Source organism: Dehalococcoidia bacterium, from assembly GCA_035310145.1.
Taxonomy (GTDB): Bacteria; Chloroflexota; Dehalococcoidia; order CAUJGQ01; family CAUJGQ01; genus CALFMN01.
In genome coordinates, this window is record DATGEL010000037.1 from 33,687 (window position 1) to 44,623 (window position 10,937).

At 71.0% G+C, this 10,937-nt stretch carries 12 protein-coding genes; 5 read left to right on the forward strand and 7 right to left on the reverse strand.

Annotated elements, in window-relative coordinates:
• Window positions 1-355 precede the first annotated feature (355 nt).
• Window positions 356-1,762, forward strand: a complete 1,407-nt coding sequence (gene obgE / locus VKV26_06695; protein ID HLZ69586.1) for a GTPase ObgE — start codon at window positions 356-358, stop codon at window positions 1,760-1,762.
• Between the two features lie 64 nt (window positions 1,763-1,826).
• Here obgE and VKV26_06700 read toward each other — a convergent pair whose 3' ends face one another.
• The 5 genes from VKV26_06700 to VKV26_06720 form a co-directional block, all read right to left on the reverse strand.
• A complete protein-coding gene (locus tag VKV26_06700) occupies window positions 1,827-2,177 on the reverse strand; it encodes a hypothetical protein (GenBank protein HLZ69587.1) in 351 nt (116 codons plus the stop codon).
• Window positions 2,178-2,208: 31 nt separating this feature from the next.
• Window positions 2,209-3,102, reverse strand: a complete 894-nt coding sequence (locus VKV26_06705; GenBank protein HLZ69588.1) for a phosphotransferase — start codon at window positions 3,100-3,102, stop codon at window positions 2,209-2,211.
• Window positions 3,103-3,397: 295 nt separating this feature from the next.
• Window positions 3,398-3,862, reverse strand: coding sequence for a hypothetical protein (locus VKV26_06710; protein ID HLZ69589.1), 465 nt, complete (start codon window positions 3,860-3,862; stop codon window positions 3,398-3,400).
• A 398-nt stretch (window positions 3,863-4,260) separates the two neighbouring features.
• Complete coding sequence (locus tag VKV26_06715) at window positions 4,261-4,473, reverse strand: hypothetical protein (protein HLZ69590.1); 213 nt, start codon at window positions 4,471-4,473, stop codon at window positions 4,261-4,263.
• Window positions 4,470-5,066 carry a zeta toxin family protein gene (locus tag VKV26_06720; protein ID HLZ69591.1) on the reverse strand — a complete coding sequence of 199 codons (597 nt, stop codon included), beginning with the start codon at window positions 5,064-5,066 and terminating at the stop codon, window positions 4,470-4,472. The genes VKV26_06715 and VKV26_06720 overlap by 4 nt, the downstream gene beginning before the upstream one ends.
• Window positions 5,067-5,188: 122 nt before the next feature.
• Here VKV26_06720 and VKV26_06725 point away from each other — a divergent pair, with 122 nt between their 5' ends.
• The 4 genes from VKV26_06725 (at window position 5,189) to VKV26_06740 (ending at window position 7,694) form a co-directional block, all read left to right on the forward strand.
• The gene (locus tag VKV26_06725) at window positions 5,189-5,611 is read left to right on the forward strand and encodes a DUF5655 domain-containing protein (GenBank protein HLZ69592.1); all 423 of its coding nucleotides are present in this window, start codon (window positions 5,189-5,191) and stop codon (window positions 5,609-5,611) included.
• A 72-nt stretch (window positions 5,612-5,683) separates the two neighbouring features.
• Window positions 5,684-6,208 carry a flavoprotein gene (locus VKV26_06730; GenBank protein ID HLZ69593.1) on the forward strand — a complete coding sequence of 175 codons (525 nt, stop codon included), beginning with the start codon at window positions 5,684-5,686 and terminating at the stop codon, window positions 6,206-6,208.
• A gap of 156 nt (window positions 6,209-6,364) precedes the next feature.
• Window positions 6,365-7,036, forward strand: a complete 672-nt coding sequence (locus tag VKV26_06735) for an alpha/beta fold hydrolase (protein HLZ69594.1) — start codon at window positions 6,365-6,367, stop codon at window positions 7,034-7,036.
• A 172-nt stretch (window positions 7,037-7,208) separates the two neighbouring features.
• Window positions 7,209-7,694: a hypothetical protein gene (locus VKV26_06740; protein HLZ69595.1), complete on the forward strand. Its 486-nt coding sequence runs from the start codon at window positions 7,209-7,211 to the stop codon at window positions 7,692-7,694.
• A gap of 24 nt (window positions 7,695-7,718) precedes the next feature.
• Here the strand turns inward: VKV26_06740 and VKV26_06745 are convergent, their stop codons facing one another.
• Window positions 7,719-8,144: an HAD hydrolase family protein gene (locus tag VKV26_06745; GenBank protein ID HLZ69596.1), complete on the reverse strand. Its 426-nt coding sequence runs from the start codon at window positions 8,142-8,144 to the stop codon at window positions 7,719-7,721.
• Window positions 8,141-10,348 (reverse strand): S9 family peptidase, encoded by a 2,208-nt coding sequence (locus VKV26_06750; GenBank protein HLZ69597.1) that lies wholly within the window; start codon window positions 10,346-10,348, stop codon window positions 8,141-8,143. The genes VKV26_06745 and VKV26_06750 overlap by 4 nt, the downstream gene beginning before the upstream one ends.
• Between the last annotated feature and the right edge of the window lie 589 nt (window positions 10,349-10,937).

The following is a 10,937-nucleotide window of genomic DNA, read 5'->3' on the forward strand; positions in this document are numbered from 1 at the left end:
CGCGGCCGGGCATCCCCAACCGTCCACGCCCGCCGCGCGCCTCTCCCCCGCGGCGGACGCGGGAATCGTGCGGCGATCCGGCCTTTTCCCCGCTCTCCACACCCTTACTACGACGACCGATCAGAATGCCATCTGGATGGCTGACTTAAGGCTCTTCACGTTTCCCACATCGCACGCCTCAATGAGCAGCACGCGTACCCAGCCCGCGTCGTCTTTGCCGCCGCGTCCGCCGCCCGCGATACTACATGCAAGTACTCGTTGGAGAGCACCCCATGCGCGCCGAGCCGTTCCCCCTCGATTCCCTGTTTGTTCTAAGAACCGCGCGTTGCGCGGTTGTGAAAATTCCCTGTTCCCTGTGATCGACCGGGCGGAGTTCACCGCGCAGGCCGGCGATGGCGGCGCCGGCGCCGTCTCGTTTCGGCGGGAGAAGTTCGCGCCGCAGGGCGGGCCGGACGGCGGTGACGGCGGTCAGGGCGGCAGCGTGCACATCGTGGCCGTCGAAAACCTCAGTACCCTGCAGCACATCCGCTTCCGCCGTGTCTACCGCGCCGAGGACGGCGGCCGCGGCGGCGGCAAGGCGATGCACGGCAAGAGCGGCAGCGACGAGTTGCTGCGCGTGCCGCCCGGCACGATCGTGCAGCGCCGCCTGCCCGACGGCTTGCTGGAGACGATCGCCGACCTGGACCACGCCGGCGCCCGCTGTGTGGCGGCCTACGGCGGGCTGGGCGGCAAGGGCAACGCGCGCTTCGCCAGTTCCACCAATCAAGCGCCGCGTATCGCCGAGCGCGGGCAGCGCGGCCAGCGCGCCGAGATCGTGCTCGAGCTGAAGCTTTTGGCCGACGTGGGCATCGTCGGCGTGCCCAGCGTGGGCAAGTCCTCGCTGATCGCCGCCGTCTCCGCCGCACGGCCGAAAGTCGCGGAGTATCCCTTCACCACGCTGGAGCCCGTGCTGGGCGTGGTGGACCTGGGCTACACCTCGTTCGTGATGGTGGACTTGCCCGGCTTGATCGAGGGCGCGCACGCCGGCGCCGGCCTCGGCCACGAGTTCCTGCGCCACGTGGAGCGCACGCGCCTGCTCGTGCATCTGCTCGACGCCTCGCACGAGGACGCGCTGCGCGAGTTCGCCATGATTAGTGAGGAGCTGGCGCTGTACGACCCGGCGCTGGCCGAGCGGCCGCAGATCGTGGCGCTCAACAAGATCGACCTGGCAGCGGCGCGGGAGCACCTGCCCGCGCTTGAGGCGGCGCTGCAGGCGCGGGGCATCGAGCCGATCGCGATCTCCGTCGCCACGCGGGAGCACCTGCCGGAGCTGCTGCGGCGGGTGGCCGAGCGGCTGGAGCAGGTGCGCGGACGGCGCGACGAGAGCGGCTGGGCCGAGGGCGGCGTGGTCGCGCCCGCCAACCCGGACGACGAGGACGACGTGGTGCGGCCCGCGTCCGCGGCGTTGCCTTTCGCCCATGCGGCCGGCCGCGATGGCGGAGAACTGGAGGGCGGAGAGGACGAGGAGGCGCTGCCGGTGCTGCGGCCGCGGCCGGAACGGCGCTACACGGTGCAGCGGCTGCAGCCGGGGCGCTACTCGGTAGAGGGCCGGCGGCTGGCGGCGATGGCGGAGATGCTGAACCTTTCCGAGGACGAGGCGCGCGCCGAGTTCTTCCGCCGGCTGACGCGCTTCGGTGTGGCCGCGGCGCTGCGTCGCGCCGGCGTCAGGAACGGCGACCGTGTGCGCTTCGGCGAAACCGAAATCACCTGGGACTTCGACTGAGCGACAGGCAGGTGCGAGGCATGGGTTGATTGGGACGCGCGGCGGACGGCACAGGTCCGCGCCGCTAACCCTCTCCGCCGACGAAGCGCCGCGCTTCCCGCGCGATTGCGACCCAGTCGGCGCGGCCGGGCGGGATGACGGCCCACTCCGGGAGCGGCGTGCCCTTGCCGCGATCAAACGGCTCGCCGGCGCCGCTCTCGATCAGCGCCCGCACCCGCTCGCGCGGCAGCTTCACCACCATGGCGCCCTTGCGGACGAAGGCGAAGAACCTGCCGTTCACCTGCAGGCCGGTGGAGACGAAGATCTTGCCGAGCAGCACCTGCCCGTCGCCGGCGAAGGCATCGATCACGGGCGCGAACGCAGGATCGATCTCCGACGGCTTCGACGCCTTCGCGCGCTGACCTGCTTTCGGCATCAGGCGCTCCTCACCTACTACTATATCAAGATCAAGTCGTGGGCGGAGGCAGCCCGAGCGTGCGCGCCGCCCACGGCAGCGCCACCTTGAGCTGTTCTCGCTGCACGTCGCGCACCCGCGGCGCGTGCGGAATGGGCGGCAGCCCGGCGCGCGCGGCGAAGTAGCCGGCGATCAGGGCGATCAGCTCGGGCGCGCCCGGCGCCTGCTGCAGACCGAGCTCTTCTGGCAGCGGGCCGCCTTCGGCGTGCAGGCTCGGCAGCCAGCTGATCTTGTCGAAGAGCGCATTGCCGGCGACGGCCTGGTTCCAGTCGACCAGCAACGCCCGGCCGTCGCGGAGGCAGAGGTTGTCGCTGCGCACATCGCCGTGCACCAGCGCCTCGCCGGCCAGAGGCGCGGCGTCGGCCGCGGTCCGCAGGCTGGGCAGGCAGCGGTCCAGCCAGGCCGGCGAGCAGAGACCGAGGCGCAGCAGCGGCTCAGGGTCGCGCTCGACAAGTCCCCAGCCCGCGAGCGCTTCCCGCTGGTCCGCGAGTTGCCGAATACCCGGCGGCGGCCGCGTGCCGGCCACGGTACGCAGCAACTCTCGCACGGCGCCGATCGCCGCCGGCGTCCAGGGCGGCGGCCAGGCGGCGGACGAGAGATCCTCCAGCACGAGCACGGGCAGGGCGCCGTCATCGTCCCAGCCCAACATCCGCGGCAGAAACGGCTCCCGCAGCGCCGCGTAGATCCGCTGCTCGGCACGCAGCCAGCCGGCCGTCTGCCCGTCTACGGCCGCCTTCACAAACACCGTGCGGCCGTCGGCCAGGGCGACGAGCCAGCGGCCGTTGTTCGTGTAGCCGCGATGCGCCAGCGACTCCCAGCGCACCGCGGCGACGCCCAGCACACGCCGCAGCTTCGCGGCGATGGCGGCCGTGCCCGCATCGCTCACCGGCCTCACCCTTCACGCGCCGGGCACAAGACAAGCAGGCAAAGAACTGCCGCCGCGTCGTTTAGCGCCGGGCAGGGGAGCGGTTCCCGCCGGCAATGAGCGCGACCCAGATGCCGGCGAGCCTGGCGATCCCGCGATGAACGCATGCGACAAATTATGCTGCCGCCGAGGCAGCGGGTGAAGGCCGCGGGCTGGAGGCAAATCGTTGATCGGCCGCCGGCGCGCCGCCAGCCTTCCGGCCACTGATCTGAAGCGGCCGGAAGGCTGGCGAGGGCGCGTCTTCTGACTCGGTACGTCAGTGCTGCCTGACGACGAGGAAGAGCGCTGGGGCGAACACGGTGCCGCCGCACTCGTTGGTGAGGGTGAGCGAGAAGCTGTTCGTGCCGGGCTTGAACAGCGCCGTCACGTCGAGCGCCGGGCCGCCGTTGTTCGAGCCGCCGCAAAAGTTGAAGAAGTTCTGGTGGAGGCTGCCGCCGCCGCCCGTGGGGTTGCTGAGCGTAACCGTCAAACCGTCGTCGACGAAGGAGATCGCCCCACCGGAGCAGTCACCGGCAACCAGCACGGACGCCGGGTTCCCCACGTTGTACTTCGCATTGACGACGAGCGGCGTCGCGCCGGCAAGCTGGCCGCCTGCGTACAGCTGGTAGCAAGCGTTGGCGCCCTCGCCGGCAGGCGAGCCGTCTGCCCGCGCATGGGGCACGGCGATCGCCATCAGGCCGATGGCAGCGGCAAGCATTCCAACCACGGTCCATTTGCGCACGACAACCGTCTCCTCAACCGGATCAACTTTTGCGCGGTTATCCAGTATAACCTGCGTCCGGCGCGGCCAGCGTGCCATAGCTATAGACCAGTTACAAGAAATACTACGAACTGTCGATACGGGTGTTACTGCACTGTTACTCCATGTAAAGGCAGATGAGACAAGGTATCGTAGAGCGCGCAGGTTGATCAGGCATAGAAGCTGCGTATCGAAGCCATCAGGCCGTGTGAACGCGGATCTTCGTCACGCCGCCCGCATCCGCGCCGCTCCGCACAGGCGCCGGAGAGGCCGCAGACGCGGCGCGTGCGGCCTCCGGAGACGTTCTCCGCGCGGTGCAGGCAGGCGCGCAGGGGACAGAGGAAGATCGGCGGCTCGAGAGCCGCCCGGCACTCGATCGTCTACGCGTCGGGCTCGTCGTCCTCGGGGATGTCTTCCGGGGCGATCCAGACGACCTGGCCGTCGCGCCAGACGGCGATCGGGTTGCCGGCGCGCTTGTGGTCGAGGATCGCCGCGCGCACGGCCTCGTCCATTGCTTTGAGGATACGGGCGTCATCGTTGAACCGCGCCGATGGATCCTTCGCCGCTGCTGCCGGATTCGTTTCGGTCGTCATCGACTCTGCTCCCGTAAGCGGTTCCAGCTCGCCGGATCGAGGATCGCCTCGCTGGTTTCGCCCACTCTGCGCCGGGCAATCAGCCGGCGCCGTTGCCTGTCCGTATTATCGTACAACCGCCAGCCGTCGGCGATCGGCAGGTAGAGCGTAAAGAAGTTGCGCAGGCCGCCGGCGTAGCGGCGGCGCACTACCTCCTCGGGCACGTGGTGACCGCCGCGCCGCACCCGCTCCTGCACGCGGGCGATCGCCAGCTCCGCGCTGGGCAGCGACAAGAAGATCAGGTGAAAGCGGTAGCCCTCGGCGCGTCGCTGCCGCAGCCACGGGGCGAAGCTGCGGCTGGCGAGCGTGGTTTCGAAGGCGAAGCTCGCCCGCTGTTCGGCGAGCGCTTGCAGCCGCGCCAGCATGATGCGGCCCGCCGCCATCGCCGCCTGCTCCGGATTGAAGGCGGAGAGGCCCACGGCGATCGTGTCCGCGTTGACGAACTCCTGCACTCCCAGCGCCCCTTGCAGCACGCTGCGCGAGGTCGTGGTCTTGCCCGCACCGTTCGGGCCGGCAAGCACGACGACGATCGGGACCTCCGCCGCTTCGCCCATAGCGATCGTGTACCTCTACGACGAATGCGCGGCCAGACCAGGCGGGGCGCACGGGCGCGTTCCGGCCCGGGCACGCCCCGACAGCGTACCATCGTGCCGGCAGGCGATTGGTAGAGGCGGCGATGAACGGCACGCGCTGGATCTGTCCGCGCTGCGGGCGCTCGTTCGGGCGGGCGAACCGGCCCCACACCTGTGCGCCGGCGCTCTCGCTGGATGCCTACTTCGCCGGGCGGCCGCCGGCGCAGCGCCGGGTATTCGATGCGGTCGCGGCACACGTACGCGAGCTGGACGGTGTGGAGATCGAGGCCGTCTCGGTCGGCATCCTGATCAAGGCCTCGCGCACCTTCGCCGAGCTGCGGCCGCGGCGCGACCGGCTGGCGCTGTCGCTGCTGCTCGGCCGCATGCTGGACCATCCGCGGGTGCGACGGCACGTGCGGGCAGGAGCGCGGGGCGTGGCGCACTTCATCGACTTGCACGATACGGAGGATGTGGACGACGAGGTGCGTGGCTGGCTGACCGAGGCGTACCTGGGCGCGTCCAGATAGATCCCGACCTGGAGGCGCCGCGGCCATGCAGACGCGCCCCGTGAAGCTGCCGGGGCGCGGCAGGGCAAGGCGATGCACGAGCGGATCTATCTGATCGTGACGGGCGCGGGCACGGCGCGGCGGGCGCCGGAGATCGCGGTTGCGCGGGCCGCTCTGGGGCCGCGGCTGCTCGTCGTGCCCACGCCGAACGCCGCGGCGGTGCTCTCGCTGCACGAGCTGCACCAGGCGCTGGCGCCGCTGCCCGGCGGCCATGGCGTGGTTGAGAGTTACTTTGATGAGAAGCTGGGCATGCCCGCGGCGCCGGGGCTGGTGATCGTGGCGCCCTGCGGCTTCAACTCGCTGAACAAGCTCGCCGCGGGCATCGCCGACAACCTCGCGCTCTCGATCGCGGCCGATGCGATCGGCGCCGGCTGGGGTGTGCTGGTCGCGCCTGCGATGAATGCCGGTCTCTGGGCGCACCCGCGCACGCGGCTTTCGCTCGAACTGCTGCGCGCGTGGGGCGCCACGATCGTCGATGGCGAGATCGCCGCCGGCAGCCCGCGGCTCGCGTCCACGGAGAGGATCGTTGCCGCGGTGCGCGCGGCGCTGGCGGGTTGACGCCCGCGCCTCCGCGCCGTCCTGCCGGAGTGGCTACTGCCCATCTGGCCGGGCAAGTTCCGCCCACAGGGCGGACGAAGCACGCCACGCGGCCCGCGCATCCTGCACACATCACGGCTGCTCTGGCCGCGAAAGCCGAAGACGAGGAGGTGCCCGATGATCTGGACGGCGGCGGCTCGACCTGGAGCGTTCCCCGGCGCCCCTGGCGCCTATCCGGCCGGCCCGCTGCAGCCGGCCCTCGAGCTCGCGCAGTTGTTGCGCGCCCCGGTCTTCTGGGGCTGGGGCGTGCCGCGGGGCGACGGCCATACCGTGCTGGTGCTGCCCGGCCTCGGCGCCGGCGACGCCTACCTGCGGCCGTTGCGCGGCTGGCTGCGGCGGCTGGGCTACAGCACGCTGCGCTCCGGCATCGCGCGCAACCCCGGCCTCTCCGAGCGGTTGATCGCCGATCTGGGCGAGAAGGTCGAGGCCGAATACCGCCGCACGGGCCGGCGCGTCAGCATCGTCGGCCACAGCATCGGCGGCGCCCAGGCCCGCGCCATCGCCCGCCGCCATCCCGAGGCCGTACGCCAGGTGATCACGCTCGGCGCACCGATCGCCGGCAGCCACCCATTGCCAGAGACGATCCGCATCGCCGCCATCGCCAGCGCCGACGACCGCATTGTGCGCGCCCCGGCCGCCGTGGCTCGCGACCCGCACGCCGAAAACCTCACGGTGCGCGGCAGCCACAGCGGCCTCGCCGTCAACGCCTCCGTCTACCGCCGCCTCGCCCGCCTGCTGACCGCCGCGGAAAACGCGCGCGGCGGCGAAGCGGCGCCGGCATATCTGTAGACGCCGCCCGGCGCCTTGCAACGGCGGCGTGAGTGAGTGTCGTCTTTGCGGAGCGGGCGCGGCGATCAGCGCCCTGCTCAGGGCATGGCCGGCCATCTCTCGACCGCACTGGATCGTACTTGTGAGGGAAACGGGTACGACGAGCAGGCGGGTTGAAGACGGGGGCACGGCCATGCATCACCTGAACAGGAATCGGATCGTTTGGGGTATCGCGGGGCTGCTGATCGGCGTGCTGGGCGCCGGCTCGCTGGCGCTGGTGCGGGCGCAGACGGCCGGCGGCGTGATTCACGGCTGTGTCGGCGGCGGCGGCGTTCTCTCCGTGGCCGCCGATGCGGGCCAGTGTCCGGGCGGGTCAAACGAGCTCGACTGGAACCAGCAGGGACCGGCCGGGCCGCAGGGGCCGAGCGGCGTGAGCGGCTACCAGGTCGTGACCGCCAGCTCGACCGCCGTGGGCAGCGGCAACGCGATCGTGACGGCGAGCTGCCCGGCGGGCGAGCGCGTGCTCGGCGGCGGCGGCGCCTCCAGCAACGGCAACGCGCAGCTCTTCGCTTCGTTCCCCACGAGCGATGCGAGCGGCTGGACGGCGCAGTGGCACGCGGACGTGCACGTGACGACGCAACTGACCGCCTACGCCATCTGTGCGGCCGTGGCCGCATAGGCCACAAGGCTCCGCCAATCTGCCTCAGCCAGAGCGGCCGCGCAGATCGTCCAGCACGCGCAGCAGCTCGCGGTCTTGCTCCAGCGGTTCGTGCGGCGGGCGCACGCAAAGACCGCCGAACGCCGCGACGACTTCCGCGTGGTCGTCCACGACGTAGTCGGGCGCGAAGGGCACGCCCAGCTCGGCCAGCCGCTCGCGGTGGTGGAAGAGCGGCTTCTCGAAGCAGTCGCGCACGTGCGCGGCCAGGCCGAACGTGTTCACGACATCCCAGCGCTTGCCGCGGCCCGACCAGAGATAGACGGCGAAGCCCGCCGTGCCGAGTTCCGCCAGCACCTCGCGCGCGAAGGGGCGCAGCCGCCAGTTCCAGGTGAGCAGCGTGTCGTCCACGTCGATGAAGACGCGGGCGCGGGGCGTGGCGCCGATCGCGGGCGAAGGTTCTGGGCTGCTCACAGGTGCGCCTGGAAGAACTCGGCCAGCCGCCGTTCGAGCGCGGCGCGCTGCGCGGGGCTGCGCGGACCGTGGCGCTCGTTGGGATAGACGGCCAGCTCGTAGGGCTTGTCCGCGTCGTTCAGCGCCGTGATCAGCCGCGCCGTGTGGCGGAAGTGGACGTTTTCGTCCAGCATGCCGTGCAGCAGCAGCAGCGGGGCGTGCAGCTTCGCCGCGTGCGTGAGGGCGCTGGCCTCGCGGTAGCCGTCCGGATTGGCCTGCGGCGTCTGCATGTAGCGCTCGGTGTAGAACGTGTCGTAGCCGTCCCAGTCGACGCACGGTGCGCCGGAGACGCCGGCCTTGAAGATGTCGGGCGCCTTCAGCAGGCACATCAGCGTCATGTAGCCGCCGTAGCTCCAGCCGTAGACGCCGGTGCGCGTCGTGTCGGCTTCGGACAGCGAGGCGAGGAAGCGCACGCCGTCCACCTGGTCCTGCACCTCGACGCTGCCCATCTGCTTGAAGATTGCCGCCTCGAAGGCGTGGCCGCGGCGGGCGCTGCCGCGGTTGTCGCACTTGAAGACGATGTAGCCCTGCCGCGCCAAATACTGGGCGCGCAGGTCCACGGTGTTGCCCCAGCCGTTGTAGACCATCTGCACGTGCGGCCCGCCGTAGACCTCGACGATTACCGGGTATCGCTTGCCCGGTTCGAGGTTCGGCGGGTGGTAGATCGCGCCGTACAGCGTCACGCCGTCGCGCGAGGGGAAGGAGACCAGCGCCGGCGGCCGCAGCCCCAGCCGCTTCGCCTCGCCCGCGTCGCCGGCGAAGATCTCGCACAGCGTCTTGCCGTCCGCGTCGCGCAGGGTGACGCGCGGCGGCGTCTCCAGCGACTGGAAGCTCTCGACCCAGCGCGTGCAGTCGTCGGAGAAGGCGGCGAAATGCATGCCCGGCTCCGTGGTCAGCCGCTGCGGCTCGCCGCCGTCGAGGCTCACGCGCCAGATGTGCTGCTCCAGCGGCGACTCGCTGCCGGCGAAGTACACGAGGCGGCGCGCTTCGTCCACGGCGATCACGCCGTCCACCGGCCAATCGCCGCTCGTGAGCCGGCGGAGTAGCGCACCGTCGCGTCCGTACAGAAACAGTTGGCGGAAGCCGTCGCGCTCGCTCGACCAGAGGATTTCGAAATCGTCGGGTGGGCCGCCGGCGCGCGAGACGCAGCGCAGGTCGTGGCTGAGGTTGAGCCAGTCCTTCGCCTCCTCCGCGATCAGCGTCGTCGTCGTTCCCGCCCAAGCATCGATGCGGCGCAGCTCCAGCCGCCGTTGGTCGCGCGTGATCACCTGCGCCAGCAGCGTGCCGTCCGGCGCCCAGTTCACGCGGGCAAGATAGCCATCGCCGTCCGTGACGCCGGGCAGCGGCAGCCAGCGCACGGCGCCGCCCGCGGCCCGCACCACGCCGAGCCGCACGCGCACGTTCGGCCCGCCGGCGAAGGGGTAGCGATGGACTTCGGTGTCGTACCGCGCCTCGCCCTGGTGCGCGATCGTGTAGGGCGGCACGGGGCTGCTGTCGGCCTGCTCGAAGGCGATGAAGCGGCCGTCGGGCGACCACCAGAAGCCGGTGGCGCGGTCCATCTCCTCCTGCGCCACGAACTCGGCCAGACCGTTGGTCACGAGCTGCTCGCCGTTCTGCACGGGCGCGGCGTCGAACGTGAGGCGCACGGGCACGGCGTCGTCGCGCGTCAGGTCCAGGCAATACAGCTCGCCGGCGCGCACAAAGGCCACGGCGGCGCCGTCCTCGTTGAGCTGCGGGTCGATGCAGGGCGGCTCCTCGTCCGTGACGCGGCGCAGGGAGCCGCCGGCGCCGTGCTGCACGTAGAGAGCGCCGCGCACGGGCACAAGCAGCGTGGCGCCGCGCTTCGCCCAGGCGTAGCTGGTGACGCCGAAGCCGCGCTGGCGCTGGCGCTCGCGGCGCAGTTGCTCCTCGCGCGAGAGGTTGGCGTCGGTCTCGCCCTCGCCGGGCGGGCGCACCAGCAGCTCGCGCTCGCCCGTTTCCGGACCAAAGGCCCAGAGCTGGCGGCTGAGCGAGCCGTCTTCGCTGAAGAGAAAGGTGACGAGCCGGCCGTCGGGCGAGAAGCGGTGCTGCACCGGCTGGGTAAAGCCCGGCAGCGGCAGCCGCGCCACGACGGCAGGGGTCAGCTCCTCGTTGCCGTTCGCCCGGGCGGCTGCGTCATGTTCCATTGCGCATCGTCCTGTGCAGGACCAACTGTACCATCGTTCGGCAGCGCGGCGCGGGCGCTGCGGGCACCGCCCCCGCCGCCGCGTTGTTCAGTCTGCGCCCCAGATGCCCGGAGGAAAAGCCACTGACATAATTCCGCAGAACCCTTCCCCGTCACGGCTGAGGCGTGTACAGTGGTGCGGGTTTGTCGCGCGCATAACGTGATTGTGACGAAATGAACGTAATGCGCGCCGTTAACCTTTCCCGTTCAGGGGCGTTCCTATCGTCGGATGGGCGCATCCGCCGGTTCCCCTGAACGGAGTCACGGTGAGCGCTGGCCACTTGCCGCGAGGAGGTGCGAATGCAGAGGAGGCGCGTCGGGGCTTCCGGCCGCCAACAGCAGCGTGCGGATGCGCGCCACCGCCGATTCCACGGGTCTCAGTGGCAGAGCAATGACCCGAACTAGAGAAGCAGGAGTAGCACCTTGAGTATCCGCAAGCGGATTCTCGCGTTGGTGGGAGCGGGGGCGCTGGCCGTGGTGCTGGGCGGGGTGGTGACGAGCCACCGGGCCAGCCATGTAGAGGCGGCGGCGCCGACGCAGGCGGCGATCGG